At 52.3% G+C, this 14,724-nt stretch carries 17 protein-coding genes; 14 read left to right on the forward strand and 3 right to left on the reverse strand.

The window, feature by feature from the left end:
* Positions 1 to 88 precede the first annotated feature (88 nt).
* The 7 genes from B5F25_RS04725 to B5F25_RS04750 all read left to right on the forward strand — a co-directional run bounded on the left by B5F25_RS04725 (position 89) and on the right by B5F25_RS04750 (position 7,121).
* A complete protein-coding gene (locus B5F25_RS04725; protein ID WP_239414068.1) occupies positions 89 to 2,410 on the forward strand; it encodes a hybrid sensor histidine kinase/response regulator in 2,322 nt (773 codons plus the stop codon).
* Complete coding sequence (locus B5F25_RS04730) at positions 2,398 to 3,684, forward strand: sigma-54 dependent transcriptional regulator (protein WP_087247957.1); 1,287 nt, start codon at positions 2,398 to 2,400, stop codon at positions 3,682 to 3,684. Before B5F25_RS04725 ends, B5F25_RS04730 begins: the two co-directional genes overlap by 13 nt.
* A gap of 392 nt (positions 3,685 to 4,076) precedes the next feature.
* Positions 4,077 to 4,541: a hypothetical protein gene (locus B5F25_RS04735; protein ID WP_204245626.1), complete on the forward strand. Its 465-nt coding sequence runs from the start codon at positions 4,077 to 4,079 to the stop codon at positions 4,539 to 4,541.
* A gap of 196 nt (positions 4,542 to 4,737) precedes the next feature.
* Positions 4,738 to 5,364: an RteC domain-containing protein gene (locus B5F25_RS04740; protein ID WP_087247959.1), complete on the forward strand. Its 627-nt coding sequence runs from the start codon at positions 4,738 to 4,740 to the stop codon at positions 5,362 to 5,364.
* A gap of 98 nt (positions 5,365 to 5,462) precedes the next feature.
* The gene (locus tag B5F25_RS22130; RefSeq protein WP_164496631.1) at positions 5,463 to 5,633 is read left to right on the forward strand and encodes a hypothetical protein; all 171 of its coding nucleotides are present in this window, start codon (positions 5,463 to 5,465) and stop codon (positions 5,631 to 5,633) included.
* 6 nt (positions 5,634 to 5,639) lie between these two features.
* Positions 5,640 to 6,245, forward strand: coding sequence for a GNAT family N-acetyltransferase (locus B5F25_RS04745; protein WP_087247961.1), 606 nt, complete (start codon positions 5,640 to 5,642; stop codon positions 6,243 to 6,245).
* A gap of 108 nt (positions 6,246 to 6,353) precedes the next feature.
* On the forward strand, positions 6,354 to 7,121 hold the full coding sequence (locus B5F25_RS04750) for a hypothetical protein (protein WP_087247963.1): 768 nt from the start codon (positions 6,354 to 6,356) through the stop codon (positions 7,119 to 7,121).
* A 34-nt stretch (positions 7,122 to 7,155) separates the two neighbouring features.
* On the opposite strand, the gene mobC is transcribed toward B5F25_RS04750, so the two are convergent.
* The 3 genes from mobC to mobA all read right to left on the reverse strand — a co-directional run bounded on the left by mobC (position 7,156) and on the right by mobA (position 10,967).
* Positions 7,156 to 9,165 carry a conjugal transfer protein MobC gene (mobC, locus tag B5F25_RS04755; RefSeq protein ID WP_087247964.1) on the reverse strand — a complete coding sequence of 670 codons (2,010 nt, stop codon included), beginning with the start codon at positions 9,163 to 9,165 and terminating at the stop codon, positions 7,156 to 7,158.
* A 150-nt stretch (positions 9,166 to 9,315) separates the two neighbouring features.
* Positions 9,316 to 10,563: a conjugal transfer protein MobB gene (mobB, locus tag B5F25_RS04760; RefSeq protein ID WP_087247966.1), complete on the reverse strand. Its 1,248-nt coding sequence runs from the start codon at positions 10,561 to 10,563 to the stop codon at positions 9,316 to 9,318.
* Complete coding sequence (gene mobA, locus B5F25_RS04765; protein ID WP_087247968.1) at positions 10,542 to 10,967, reverse strand: conjugal transfer protein MobA; 426 nt, start codon at positions 10,965 to 10,967, stop codon at positions 10,542 to 10,544. Before mobA ends, mobB begins: the two co-directional genes overlap by 22 nt.
* A gap of 441 nt (positions 10,968 to 11,408) precedes the next feature.
* Here mobA and B5F25_RS21540 point away from each other — a divergent pair, with 441 nt between their 5' ends.
* The 7 genes from B5F25_RS21540 to B5F25_RS04795 all read left to right on the forward strand — a co-directional run bounded on the left by B5F25_RS21540 (position 11,409) and on the right by B5F25_RS04795 (position 14,701).
* Positions 11,409 to 11,567, forward strand: coding sequence for a hypothetical protein (locus tag B5F25_RS21540; protein ID WP_158099872.1), 159 nt, complete (start codon positions 11,409 to 11,411; stop codon positions 11,565 to 11,567).
* 127 nt (positions 11,568 to 11,694) lie between these two features.
* Positions 11,695 to 12,468: a ParA family protein gene (locus tag B5F25_RS04770; protein ID WP_087247970.1), complete on the forward strand. Its 774-nt coding sequence runs from the start codon at positions 11,695 to 11,697 to the stop codon at positions 12,466 to 12,468.
* Positions 12,461 to 12,871, forward strand: coding sequence for a DUF3408 domain-containing protein (locus tag B5F25_RS04775; RefSeq protein WP_072541327.1), 411 nt, complete (start codon positions 12,461 to 12,463; stop codon positions 12,869 to 12,871). The genes B5F25_RS04770 and B5F25_RS04775 overlap by 8 nt, the downstream gene beginning before the upstream one ends.
* 20 nt (positions 12,872 to 12,891) lie before the next feature.
* On the forward strand, positions 12,892 to 13,194 hold the full coding sequence (locus B5F25_RS04780) for a DUF3408 domain-containing protein (RefSeq protein WP_072541326.1): 303 nt from the start codon (positions 12,892 to 12,894) through the stop codon (positions 13,192 to 13,194).
* A gap of 17 nt (positions 13,195 to 13,211) precedes the next feature.
* Positions 13,212 to 13,508, forward strand: coding sequence for a DUF3408 domain-containing protein (locus tag B5F25_RS04785; RefSeq protein WP_072541325.1), 297 nt, complete (start codon positions 13,212 to 13,214; stop codon positions 13,506 to 13,508).
* The gene (locus tag B5F25_RS04790; RefSeq protein ID WP_072541324.1) at positions 13,502 to 14,218 is read left to right on the forward strand and encodes a conjugal transfer protein TraD; all 717 of its coding nucleotides are present in this window, start codon (positions 13,502 to 13,504) and stop codon (positions 14,216 to 14,218) included. Before B5F25_RS04785 ends, B5F25_RS04790 begins: the two co-directional genes overlap by 7 nt.
* Positions 14,219 to 14,389: 171 nt before the next feature.
* Positions 14,390 to 14,701 carry a DUF4134 domain-containing protein gene (locus B5F25_RS04795; protein ID WP_072541323.1) on the forward strand — a complete coding sequence of 104 codons (312 nt, stop codon included), beginning with the start codon at positions 14,390 to 14,392 and terminating at the stop codon, positions 14,699 to 14,701.
* The last annotated feature ends 23 nt before the right edge of the window (positions 14,702 to 14,724 follow it).

Here is a 14,724-nt window from a genome sequence, read left to right on the forward strand (position 1 = left end):
GGAATATTGGTCAGCTTCAAAACGCATCAGATTCTGCAATCGGCAATAGATGTCATTTTCTAACCGAAAGCGCAAGGTGTAAAGATATATGAAATTTGAACAGAGGTTACAAGAAAAGATTACATTCGGATATGTTGTCATGTTTATTATCGGAATAAGCATGGTTTCTATTTTGGTGCATGAGCGCAAACGCATCAGGGAAATAGAAGCCGACACGGAAACCATCCGGCAAGTGCGCCGTGTCATCAGCGACACCCACCAGCGCATCACCCGGCTTGCGCTGCTGGGCGAGGGTGTTGTTGGCTGGGACGAAACGGATTACCACCATTACCATACCCAGCTCTTGCGCACCGACAGCCTGCTGCAAGCCATGAAACCGCTCTGTCGTGAATACGTGCGCCCGGCACAAATAGACACGCTCCGCTCCCTCTTGGCGGACAAGGAAACCCAGCTACGGCACATCATGCAAGCAATGGAGCGGCAGGAAGAGGCGGACAGCCTCTTGGTAAACCACCTGCCCGAAGTGGCACGTAGGGCGACACGTGTCCGCACCATAAAACAGAAGAAAAACGGACTGGCCGGCTTCTTCGGCGGCAAGAAGACCGTACAGGTACTGCCTTCAGCCAGGGAACTCCACGCCTTCAGCGACAGCCTAACCGCCATGCAACAGAGACAGGCGGCTGAGATGAAAGCCTATGCCGACAGCCTGCGCATCCGCAACCGGACGCTGAACAGGGAACTGGAGCGGCTGATACGCGACCTCGACACGCAGGCACAGACCGCCTTCGGACATCGGGAACGGAAGATAGCTGAAGCACAGGCATTGTCCGTGCGGCTGTTCACTATCACCATATCCGCCGCCATTGTCCTGCTGTTCTTGTCCTACCTCGCCATCCATCGGGAAATGAAACGCAGCGGCAACGAAAGGAAGAAACGGGAAAGCCTTATCACTGAACTGCAAAAGAGCAATGATACGAACGAGAAGCTAATCAAGCTGCGACGCAATCTCATCCAGAACGTCACCCACGAACTGCGCACTCCCCTGACCGTCATCGGCGGCAACGCCGAGCTGCTGCTGAACGACACGGAGGCAGACAACCGTATGCGCCACGCACAGACCATCGGGGATGCCGTCGGGCGCATGGCGGGAATGATAAACAACCTTTTGGTGTATTTCCGGCTGGACAGCGGCAAGGAAACGCCAAGCGTCAAGCCTTTCAAACTGCGCTCCATCGCCGAAACATTGGAAACGGAGTTTGCTACATTGGCGAAGAATAAAGGACTCAACTTCAAGACAGCAAGTGAAACGGACGAGATTGTAAGCGGCGACAGGAACCGGATTATAAGCATTGGCGGCAACCTGCTCTCCAACGCCATCAAGTTCACCCGAAGCGGTACAGTCACATTAAGCACCGGCTACAAGAACGGCATATTTACTTTGACGGTGGAAGACACCGGCACGGGCATGACCGGAGAACAGCAGGCGCGGATATTCATCCCGTTTGAGCGGTTGGGCAACGCCGTGACGGAGGACGGCTTCGGGCTGGGGCTTGCCATCGTAGCCGACACGGTAAAGCTGTTGAAAGGGAACATCACGGTGGAAAGCGAGCCGGGCAAGGGAAGCCGCTTCACCGTCAGCCTGCCGTTGGCAAAGGCGGAAGAAATGGCGGCTGCCGAAAAGACGAACGTCGGACATTCCACGCTGTCCGACTGCTCCGTACTGGCGATAGACAACAACGGGATGCTGCTGGACATGATGAAAGAGATGTACAGGCAAAACGGTGTGGATTGCGACACTTGCCAGACAGCAGGAGAACTGACAGACCTGATGCGCACAAAAGATTATGACCTGTTGATAACCGACCTGAAAATGCCGGAGGTGAACGGCTACGAGGTGCTGGAACTGCTGCGCACATCGGAAATAGGCAACTCACAAACCATCCCCGTAGTGGCAGCCACCGCCGGAGGCTATGTGGAGAAAGAAGAACTGACGGGCAAAGGCTTTGCCGCCGTGCTGTACAAGCCCTATTCCATAGACGAACTGCTGGCGGTGACGGAAAGCTGCATCAAACGGAACAAAGCAAACAGCATAGACCTCTCATCCCTGCTCGCCTTCGGCGACAAGCGGCGCACGTTGGAAAAGCTGGCGGCCACTACACAATCCGACATGGACGAAGTGCGCAAGGCGGCGGAAGCGGGGGACATGGAAGCATTGGATTACTGGGTGCATCACCTGAGAAGCTCGTGGATGCTGATAAAGGCGGAGCAACCGTTGGCGGCATTGTACGAGGCAATCCACAAGGAGGACATACCGGATGAAAAGGTGCAATCCGCCGTAAATGCGGTACTGGCACAGTGCAGACTGATTGTTGATTCGGCAAGAAAGGAGGCGGAAAGATGGGACGGGTAATCGTAGTGGAGGACAACATCATCTATTCCGACTTTGTATGCCGCCTGCTGGAAAGCAAGGGATACCCAAGCGTCAGTACCTCCACCTGCAACGGCGCACGGAAACTGTTTGCCAAGATGAGGGAAGATGACATCATTCTGGCTGACCTGCGCTTGAATGACGGTGACGGTATCAGTCTGCTGGAAGAACTGCGGAAACAGGGCAGGAACAATCCCTACATCGTCATGACCGACTATGACGAGGTGCCCACCGCCGTCCGGTCAATGAAGCAGGGCGCAGAGGACTACATCCCGAAAAAGCTGATTGAAGCCAACCTCTTCCCGCTCCTGAAAACCTTGCGGAAAAGGATGGAGCGGCACGATACGCCCATCCATGAGCGGCAGAGCGCGGCTTTCCGGGAGATAGACCGCAAGATAAGGCTGGTCGCCCCAACCAACATGAGCGTATTGATATTGGGCGAAAGCGGAACGGGAAAGGAACACATCGCCGAGAAAATACATACGATGAGCAAACGGTCGGCGGGGCCCTTTGTCGCTGTGGACTGCGGTCTGCTTTCAAAGGAACTTGCCTCCTCCACCCTGTTCGGGCATGAGAAAGGGGCGTTCACGGGAGCCGAAAGCAAGAAACAGGGATTCTGGGAGGAAGCCGCAGGAGGCACATTGTTCCTCGACGAGATAGGCAACCTTCCGCCGGAAGTGCAGCAGATGCTGCTCCGCGCATTGGAAGCCAAACGGTACAGACCCACGGGAGGCAGCAAGGACAAGCAGGCTGACGTGCGCATCATCGCCGCCACCAACGAGGACTTGCAGGCAGCCATCGCCGAAAAGCGTTTCCGTCAGGATTTGTTCCATCGGATAAAGGAATACACATTGAACATACCGCCGCTGCGTGAGTGCCGTGAGGACATCATGCCTTTGGCAGATTTCTTCCTGAAACTCTCCAATGAGGAACTTGACCGGCAGGTGAAAGGCTTTGATGCGGAAGCAAGAAAACAACTGCTCGCCTATGCATGGGGCGGCAACGTGAGGGAACTGAAACGGGTCGTGCGCATGGCGGTGCTGCATACCGAAGGCGATACGGTCACGGCAGACACGTTGGAGTTCGATGAAATACCGATAGCGGATGACGCTTCGCTGGCTTTGGACGACATGGAGAAGAAACAAATCATCCATGCGCTGGAACAGGCAAAGGGCAACCGCAAGTTGGCGGCAGCATTGCTCGGCATCGGGCGCACCACGCTGTACAACAAGCTGAAAGCATACGGGATAGAATAGAAAACAGTAAAAAGATGAAAGGAATTACAGGAAAAAGGCTACCTTTCGATAAGGTAAGCGGCGTTTCGGCATAAAAAACAATTGATTTGTTTTGTTCTGCCCTAAACTTGCATTACCTTTGTAGCAACATTTGAGAAAAGTCGGGTGCGGAAAGTAAAAAAATCCGTCCGATGAAAATATAGTATAGAATAAGACCGCAAGGCGCATCTGGTGAAAATCTGGACAATTGGAACTATGGAAGGCGATTGCGTGATGCTTATGCTATGCCTCGGCATAGCGTGCAGTCACGTACATTCCGTAGAGGCAGTCCAGAGCCGTCACCAGAAAGTAGTGTGATTTGCACGCTATTTTCGTATGACGGCTTTCGGTCGCAACCACTAAAAAAGAGACCGATGGGAAAAGTCATATTATTCGCCGTCCTCACGATGGACGGATGCCTTGCGGACAGTTCAGGGAAAGCGCAGCAATGGCTTGCCAAAACCGACACGCCGGACAGATTCGGCATTGTCGGAATGAAAGAAACCGCCCGTCCGCTCTCCGAATACACTTCCCTTACCACGTTGGTGCTTGACAAGTCCGACACCACCTGTTTCATAGAAGCCAACACCGCTACCGCAAGCATCATCAACGGCATGGCAAGGATGCACCTGCTGGACAAAATCATCCTCTGCACGATACCCGTCATTGCCGGGAACGGCTGCCGCCTGTTCCTTGGAGATTTGCCTGAAAGCGAATGGATGCGGGACGAGACAAAGACATACAAGGACGGTTCGCTGAAAGCCGTGTACCGCAAGAATGAGGGTGCGACTGTTCAGAAAGTGAACACCTCCCTGCTCAAAAGAGTGTTCAGATTATGAACACGTGTTCAATATCTGAACACTTCCGAAAGGCTGAATTTGGGTATTCCAATTTATTTTTATCAAATATGTCTGCTGTTTACCAGCAACTTGCAAAACAAACCGCAAAAAATTCCATCCGTTGGACTGCCGTTTGCCCGATAGTTTTATGTGCGCACACTTCAATCCAAGTGTAACAACATAAAACTGAAAGCAAATGGAACATCTCATATTGACAGAAACGGAGTTCTTCCGCCTGATAGACAACCCTGACAGCCGCAACGGGCTGAGTGCGGCATACGACGAGTTCGTGGCAACGGTCATTTCGCTCTGCACGGGAGCCGCAACCCCCTGCCATCCGCTGCCCGCGTTGAGCTATGCGGAAACGGAACTGCAATACCACAAAGCCCTGCAAGATACGGGAACCCACCACAGCGTGTACGTGCGCAAAGCCCTCGCCTTCGTGCGCAAGATGCTGAAGCACATTTCCATGCCACACAGCCAAGTGCCGCCACTATCCTCCATCCCCTCCAAAGATGAAAAGAAAGACGATACGCCTGCCGATGCCCCGCCCATGCGGTGGACGGGCAAGGCTTCCGACCTCGTGGAACTTATCTATGGCGTCAGCGAGATGCGCTGCATCAACGGTGGAGAGGCTTCGCTCAAGGAGATTGCCGCCTACTTCTACAAGGTGTTCGGCGTGCAGGCGAAAGGCTGCTACAACATCTTTGGCGACATCAAGATGCGCAAGAACGAGAGCCGCACCTATTTCCTTGACCGCGCCGCGGAGAAGGTGAACAAGCGGATGCTGTTGGACGAGGAACGGGAGCGGATGAGGAGATGAAAAGGCTTTTCGCCCCACATAACGCAATATACGTGAATATGTTAGGTTTTCTCGCGGAAAAGCCGTACCTTTGCAGGGAAATCAAAAGACTATATATTATGGCAATAGAAATCAAACCCATCCCGGTGCTTCGCGGCAAAGCTGCGGCACGTTTCGTGGAGGAAGCCGACCGCAACGCAAAAGAAAGGCGCGGTTCCATAGACTTCACGAAGCAGGTGGCGAAAATGCGCTCCATTCTGAAGCGTTCCAAACTGTATCGGGAGGGATAGTACGGTATGTTGGAGCGTTGCGAGTTCTGCGAACTGAATGAGGAGGTGCTGCGTGAGTGCGGCGGTTTCTCATGCGAGGACAAGGACATAACCGAGTTCTTCACGAAAGAGTATGCTGATTACGCTTACCAGCTTCTCGGCAAGTCCTATTGTTTCGTGGAACAAGAGGAACGGCGCATCGTCGGAGCTTTCACCGTAGCCAATTCGAGCATCCGTGCCGACCTGCTCCCGAACAGCCGCCGCAACAAGCTCAACCGCAACATACCCAACGAGAAACGCCGCCCGCAATACCCTGCGGTGCTGGTAGGACAGCTTGCCGTCAGCGAGGACTACAAAGGACTCCACGTGGGCGACGAGTTGCTGGATGCCATCAAGTCGTGGTTCATCGAGCCGCTGAACAAGACGGGATGCCGTTATGTAGTGGTGGACGCACTGAACCGTCCCAAGGTCTTTGACTTTTACCTGCGCAACGGCTTCAAGTTCCTGTTCGCCACGGAGGAAGAGGAATGGACGTTCCTGCACGGCAGGCGGACGGCGAAAGAGGGAACAGCCATGCAGCCCATGCACACCCGGCTGATGTATTTCGACCTGATACTCCTGCGTACCGAATAGCAAGACAAAAGCAACAGACAATAAGCCTCCCATAAAAGTTGAAGATAACTAACTTTTTGGGGGCATTTTTCATTTATGATGATATTTATATTAAAATGATATATAGCTATGGCAACGGAAATTTACCAACAAGAAGAAGAAGATAAATCGTTAATAGCAAATTCTATGGACGAGGTAGAAAATGTTAGTTTTCGTGAATGTATGGTTTCTTTTCATACAAAATCCATATATAATGTTTTATCAGAAATGGTTCGTCATTATTTAGGCTTTGTAACATCATATGATTCTAATTATATTATGCAAAAAGCCAAGGAGTTTGCTAATCAAAATTTTGATTCATTTGCTCACAAAGAAATTCCTACGTGCTTTACTGAAATTTTGGAAAAACCTATGAAAAAGAAGGAGCAAATTAAATTACTAAAGGGAGCAAATCTTACATATGACCAATTAGGGGCACTTTTTGCACAAGCTGAAAATAAAGGATATAGTTTTAGCCATTATCACTATCAAGGAGCCCCGTCATCTGTAAATAAAGATGAACTTCCTAAATTTATTCATGTTAAAGAAGATGGTACAGTGGAATATTATGGAAAAACAACTTTAACTGAAGGGCAGATGAAACAAGTTGTAGAACAAGCCGACGTATTGATTGCAAGAATATTAGACAATGATGAACATTGGCATTGTTTCTTGCAAACATTTAAAGGACTTAAAGGACAAGAGGCGGGGCTACAAGGGAGTCAGCCACACTTACATTATATTTCAGACTCATTTGGAATTTCTCGTAACTCATTAGTAGAAATGTTGAGAAAAGGAGAATATCCATCGACGCCTGTCCACATACCTCTTAAAGAAAATGAGGAAAAGGTTGAATAATATTTTACCTTTTCCTCTTTTCGCCTGTGGTGTATTACTTGTTCTGCAACAGATGTTGTAGTTCGGGGTCGGACTGGATGCGCTGCAACTCGTCGGCGACAATCTGCCGCACCTCGGCACGGATGCGGTTGTAGTTCTCCTGAATCATCTCCTTCATGCGGTCGTTGCCGTCGGCATCGGTAAAGTCCGTGATGACGGGGATGGGCTTGTAAGCCTGTTCCTCGCGCTTCACCTTTTCGGCATCCACCACTATCTCGCAATGAAAAATCTTCTGCTCGATGCGCTCATTGAAGTTGTCCGCCACCGCACCGACGAACATACCCTGCGTGAGCGTGGAAATCTTGCTTGCCGGGATAAGGCTCTCCATCTGCGTGTTGATAGAGGTGGACTTGTCCTCGCGGTTGATGGTGATGCTCTGACGTTTCTGCAAGATTTTGCCGAAACGCTCCGAAAGGGTCTTGGCGGTCTCGCCCACCACCTGACCAGAGAAGATGTTGCCCACCGTGTTCATCACTACGGCGGCTTCCTTGTCGCCGTAGTCGCGCTTGAGCTGCGAGAAGTCCTGAAAACCGAGGCAGACAGCCACCTTGTTGCTTCGGGCGGTGGCGATAAGGTTGTCCAGCCCCTTGAAGTAAATGGTGGGCAGCTCGTCAATAATCACTGCCGACTTCAGCTTGCCCTTCTTGTTGATGAGCTTCACGATGCGCGAATTGTACAAGCCCAATGCCGCACCGTAGATGTTCTGTCGGTCGGGATTGTTGCCGACACAGAGTATCTTCGGCTCGTCGGGATTGTTGATGTCAAGGGTAAACTCGCTGTCGGACATGACCCAATAGAGCTGCGGGGAAATCATGCGGGATAGCGGTATCTTCGCCGACGCTATCTGTCCGGCAAGCTGTTCCATCGCACCGCCCTGCCATGCGTCCATGAACGGGGAAAGGTAGTTCTCCAGTTCGGGATAGCTGGTGAGAATAGGAAACACGTCCTCGTAACGGCGGTTCAAGAGTTCGATGGCATGGGGAAAGGTGCAATACTTGCCATCCTTGTAGATGCGCAAAAACCATATCACGGCGGCAAACAGGATAATCGGAGACTCCACAAAGAAGTCGCCCTGTTTTTGCACCCAAGTTTTGTTCAAATTGAGCATTATCGTGTAGGCACTCTCGTAGGCATCGGTGATGTCCTCCATGAAATCGGGGTGAATGGGATTGCAGCGGTGCGAGCGGCGCGGGTCGTCGAAGTTTATCACGTAGAACTTCGGCTTGACCTTGTACCCCTCCGGGTGGTTCATCAGGTGGTTGTAGGCAATAGTCGATAAGTCGCTGAATTTGAAATCATAGATATACATTGAATAACCTTTCTCAATCTGTTGTTTGATAAAACTGTTTACCACGGCATACGACTTTCCGCTGCCCGGCGTGCCCAGTACGATGGACGCACGGAACGGGTTTACTACGTTGATATATCCGTTGTTCCACTTCTTCCTGTAATAGAAGCGTGTGGGCAGGTTCACTGAATACTCGTTCTCGATGAGCCGCGTTTCCTGCTGGAAACTCTCGTTCTCCACGTTGAACACGTCTTCCATAAGGTTGGTGCGCAGAAGGCGGCTCATCCATGTGCCGGACATCAGCAGGCAGACATAGCCCGCCGCAACGGTGGCGGTGTACAATGCCGCGTTTGCCTCTACGGGCAACGGCAGGGACAATATCCACCAGTTCAGAAAAAACAGCACCAGCCCTGCTGCAAGCACCGTCCAAATCCTTGCCCACGTGATTTTTTCCTCCTTGACCCCCTTCGTGCCCAGACACGAGAGTGCCAGCAGCACCAACGCAAAAAGTTTCGTATAAAGGATGGAGCGGAACAATCCTGCGGTGCGGTCGAAGTTCAACAGTACCCTGTCCACCACGCCGATGTCGATGCCCCACAGCCTTACGGCTTCGTAACAATACCAATAAAGGTGGATGACCACCAGTAAAATGCTTACGGCACGCAGAAAATCCATGATTTTCGCCAATGCCCTCAAATCGTCTTCCTGTTGTGACATAAATCTGTTTCTGTTTTTAAGTTGAACAATATCTCCGCAAGGCACGGTACGGAGGTGAGCATACATCACCCCGGACTTCATGGTACATGAGGCCGGACTTGATGTAGGATGAAGTCCGACCTCATCCCCTATGCCCTGCGAAGGGATAAATTACAGCCCCAAACCCTTGCGGCGTTTCTTCTTCCTGCGTTTAAGGTCACGCTCGAAGGCGGCTTCCTGGGCCTGTGCGCCCGACGCATCGCCACCGAGCAGCCCCAAGCCGGTGGAGTGCCCCTCGTCGTGTTCCTCATAGGAACGGATGTCTGCCTGTGGCGTGTCCTCCGTAATGGTGAACGGTATCGGCGGAGTGCCGGCATACGGCAGGGTGAAATGCTCCTGCAAGGCGTTGGCAGAAAACTCCCTGCCCAAGCGCGAGCCGTTCAGCACGCAGCCCGTGCGGTGGTCGATGAAGGTCGCCCCGTAGATGCGCCCCTCGTCCGTGTGGCGGAACACCACATCCACACCCTTTGCGCGAAGCAGGTCGATGAACTCCTCCTTACGGTAGGTCTGGGCGAGCGCAGCGGCGACGGTCTTGCGTGTCCTGTCCGCCAGACGCTTGTCGCGGATCTGCCCTTTGGAAAATTCAAACCTGCGCAGCACAGCTTCATAGCCGACGGACTTCCCGATACGGGATGCCTTGAAAGGATTGCCAACCTTGTTCCCGGCATCGTCGGTGGCAGCATAGACCAGCCCGTGATACTCGCGCCCGTCCACGTTGCCACGGGCTTCCTCCACCGTGACGTTGTAGAGGGAGAGCAGGGCGCGGTATTCGCCCATCGTCCGGAACTTGTAGGTCGCCATGACCGCCTTGGCGGTGTTCGCCACCTGACGCTTCACGTCGCCCTGCGAAACGTCCACTTTCCGCAAGGGGTTGTCATGGCGGTGCTGCCTGCGGTCGGCGGGGTGCAGGCCGTACTTGCGTTCCAGTTCACGGGTAATCTCCCGGCTCCTGCGGAAGTTGTAGCGGTCGCTGATGCACCTGCCGTTATCATCCACGCGGATGGTCACGATGTGCAGGTGGTGGCGGTCGATGTCCTCGTGTTTATAGATGATGTACGGCTGTTCGCCGAACCCCATCCGTTCCATGTACTCACGCGCAATGCCCTCCAGTTCCATGTCCGTCAGGCGGTCGTCGGGATGCGGATTGAGCGATACGTGCATGACGGGCTTCTCCGTCCTCACGTGGGGCGAGAGGTAGCGCGAAAAGTCCTGCATGGCGCGGCTGATGTCCATCCTGCCGGAACAGCCGTCGAAGATTTTGTTCGTGCCGAGCAGTTTGCCCTGTTCCTTGTTAATCTTCTCCCCGTTGTACGCCAATGCCCCGAACAACGATTTCCCTAAACTGATTTTTGCGACCATCGTTCCTCGAACTCCTTTGTCAGTTCCACGATTTGGCGGATCAATGCCGCCAGTTCCTTCGTGCATCGCTCCAGCCGGTAGAGCAATGCCATCGCCTTTTTCTCGGAGAAATGGCAGCGCAGCTCCTTGACGGCCTGGTTGTAGTTGTTGCCTATCATGCGGTACTGCGCATGGAAGGAGGACAGCTTGGCGTAGTATTCCACCAGCGTCCTGTCCTCCCGGAACACACGGAACTCCCCGCCGAAGATGCGTGCCTTGGCGAACACCGCCTTTGCCTTCACCTCCGTCTGTTCGTACATGGCGAGGAACCTGAGCCATTCCTCGTCGTTGAAACGCAGCATCACATGGTGCGTTTTCTTTTCCAACTTGGGGTGTCTTCCCCCTTTCTTACGTTCTCTGTTCATTATTACTATGGATTTAGTGGTTTCACGGCATAAGCGCAGCTTCCGGCACACGTGCCGCAGGTAGGAAACAGGCTTCCCGACTTCGGAGAGGAAGCCCCCTTCCCCTTTCAGGGGCAAGGCTTGCGGGAGTAACCCGCAAGGTTTCGGGTAACTCGAAACATACCTTGCTGTGTCTTAGAGGACACAAAAATCCGTAGCAGACGGATTGGGGATATACCTGTTATAACAATCCCATAAAGGTATCGGTCGCCCGATACCCTCCGGCTGCCCAAAAGAAGGACGGAGCCGGGGGCTGCGGTACGCGCCGGGAGCATTGCCCTGCCGCTTGGGTACAAAGGTAGGGCGTTTAAGCCCTTGAAAACGTGACAAGAACGAAGCCACTCCCTACCACTTGCTGCCAGAAGCTGCCACCAAACTCCAAAACGATACGGATATGGAAAAATGCCCTTTACTTTGCAGGCAGAAAGGTCGGCAAGCCTGCCTATTTCCGTACAGGCATATCCGCAAATGTGCAAATCCTTGCACCTGTCTGCCCTCCTGCCTGTGTGCCTGCCTGCCGGCACGCAAGCGTACAGGCGGAAACGCAAGCAGGCACATTAGATTGCAAGCAAGCGAGTAACCTCATGAGCATACAAGCAAAGCCGCAAATGTGCAAATGAACAAGTCTGCGAAATGGCATATATGCCGACCTGCAATAAACCGATGTCTAACAATTAAAAAAAGAAGAATGAAAAAAGAACCTTTGTTCATCGCCTTCTCCACCCAGAAGGGAGGAGCCGGCAAAACGACACTCACCGTACTGATGGCGAGTTACCTGTATTACGTGAAAGGGTACGACGTGGTAGTCGTGGACTGCGACTTTCCCCAGTTCAGCATTAAGGACATGCGCGAGCGTGACCTGAAGAACATCGAGCGCAACCCGTACCTGCGCAAGCTGGCATATGACCAGTTCAAGCGCATCGGCAAACGTGCCTACCCGATTGTGGGCAGCCGACCCGACAATGCGATAGAAACGGTCAAGCCCTTCATTGAGTCGGCGACACCGCCCGATTTCATCTTTTTCGACCTGACGGGTACGGTGAACAACCTCGGATTAATCAAGACGGTGGCGACCATGGATTACATTTTCTGTCCTATAGCCGCCAACCGATTCATCATGGAAAGTTCGCTGAAGTATGCAAGCATTATCAATGACACGCTGATCACCACTGGCAAGTCGAACATCAAAGGTATCCGACTGTTGTGGAATATGGTGGACAAACGCGAGAAAACCGACCTGTACGACATCTATGACAAAGTGATTGCCGGGATGGGGTTGGAAACGCTGAAGACAAGCCTGCCGGACAGCAAGCGTTTCCGCAAGGAAGGTTCGGAAGAAGGCGACCGCCCGTTTTTCCGTTCCACGCTGCTGCCACCAGACAAAGCACTGGCGAAAGGTAGCGGCATCGATGACCTTGCGGAAGAAATACTCGGTATCGTAAAGCGCCCGACGCATGGCTAAAAAACTTGATGTCGATATTGATCCCGGCAAGTTTCTGGACTCGTTCCGTCCAGAAATGCCCACGTCCGCCGCCCCTGAAAATGCTGGAACGGATGAAAATGCCCCAGACAAGGTGACAAGACCAACGGAGAAACCGTCAATAAAGGCGAAAAAGGAAGAAACCATACAGGAAGAGGAATATATGGAACTCTTCCTACATGCGCCGAAAACTCCCATATGTTCAGGCAAGACTGCCTATATCCGTAAGAATTACCATGAGCGGATACAGCGCATCGTACAGGTCATCGGGAAAAACGGGATTTCGCTGTCAGTCTATGTGGACCGTGTGTTGGAACAACATTTCCGCGAGAAAGAGGAAGTGATACGCAGGCTCTACAAAAAGAATTATGAAGACGTTTATTAACATTAAAAGCAAAAATGACAATGGAAAGAAAAATAGACAAGAAAAAAAATTCAGGAACAGGTATCGCGCAAGATGCGAGTGAGGTGGAAAAAGTAAAAAACTACATCTATACATACCTGAAGAGTGCGGACTTTACCGCCCGCACATGTAAGACAGCTTATATCCGTGACGAACACCACGAGCGGATACAACATATTGTCCATATTATCGGGAAGAACAAGATTACGTTATCCGGTTACATAGACAATGTACTGGCAGAGCATTTCGCAAGCCACAAGGATGAGATGACCAAACTGTATGAATTAAGCAAACCGATTTTCTAACTCAAAAGAAAATAATCATGAAACTGAACATCAACATTTTCAGACGCAAGGGAAAGGAAGAAGCCTATGCGGGCAAGTACCTCAACGGGCGCAGGCCGGAAGGAACCGCACAGAAGGCGGTGTACATCAGCCGCGAGAACCATGAAGCCGTCAAGCGGATCGTAGGCATGGCGGGAGGGCAAGGGACAACCATATCCGGTTACATAGACAGCATTGTCACCGAACACCTTGAACAGCACAGGGCTGAACTGGAAACCCTGCATGGGAAGAAGAGCCACGGGATGGTCGAACAGATAACGATAAGCCGATGGTGACGTTCCTGATTGTCCTGATGATGATGTGCAACCTGTGGATACTTTTCTATCTGACATGGGAGCAGCAGGAACGGCAGAAGGCCGGCAGTCAAGAAAACACAGACCGGAAACGGCAGGAACCGCCGCCCGATGTCGTGGGCAGGAGCAAGTTCAAAATATCGGACTGGATTGGGACAGAAAAGGACACCACAGTGCCGGAAGCTGCCACTTCCGTGGAAGCCGAGGCGGTGGAAGAAAAGGACGTTACCTTTGCCGATGAAACGGATACCGACGGAGGACAAGCACCGGAAAACAAGCCGTCACGCCAAGTGCCCGATGACGAACTTGATGAAACATTCAGCGACAGCCGCGTGTCGGACATGGCAGAATATGACGGGAATGAGGATTACGATGGCGAACCCCATGAGGCAAGCGGCTTCACCTTCGAGGACATCGACCTTGCCATGCGGACGGTAAAGAAACCGGCAGCCACAATGGAGGAACGCCGCCACGCCGGGATGGTGTTCTGCGACATGAAGGGTAACGAGCTGTTCGCGATGATAGAAAAGAGTTCGGAAGCGACCCGCAGGAAACTGAACGAACTGATGGACTTCTATATGGACAGCGTTTCCGCCACCATACGGAAGGAACCGACCCCGACGGCGGTACGGACTACAGTCCCAAACGTGCCGGACAATATTGAGGATTTCAATATCCGTGATTTTGTATAACAAGTAAAACGAAACAATGATGCGAAAAAAGAAAATCGACTACGGCTAAACCCCGGCTTGCCACCGAACCACTAAATCCACAAGCCGGCTTCATCCAAAGCCGCAAGAAGTAAAACAAGTATCAACCGCCAAAGGGACTATCCAACCCGGAGGCACAAAAAAGAAACGATTATGACAAAGACATTGAAGAAAAAACAAATCATTCTCGCAGCCCTTCTGCTGGCTGCAAACATCTCAGCGTCCGCACAAGGCAACGGTATGGCGGGCATCACCGAAGCCACCAGCATGGTCACTTCATACTTTGACCCGGCGACGAAACTCATCTACGCCATCGGCGCTGTCGTCGGGCTTATCGGGGGCATCAAGGTATATGGCAAGTTCAGCGCCGGCGACCCCGACACCTCGAAGACCGCAGCAAGCTGGTTCGGGGCGTGCATCTTCCTGATTGTGAGCGCGACGATTCTCCGTTCGTTCTTCCTTTAATAAACGGGCATACCTATACATAT

The organism is Bacteroides sp. An19, assembly GCF_002160215.1.
Lineage (GTDB): Bacteria > Bacteroidota > Bacteroidia > Bacteroidales > Bacteroidaceae > Phocaeicola > Phocaeicola intestinalis.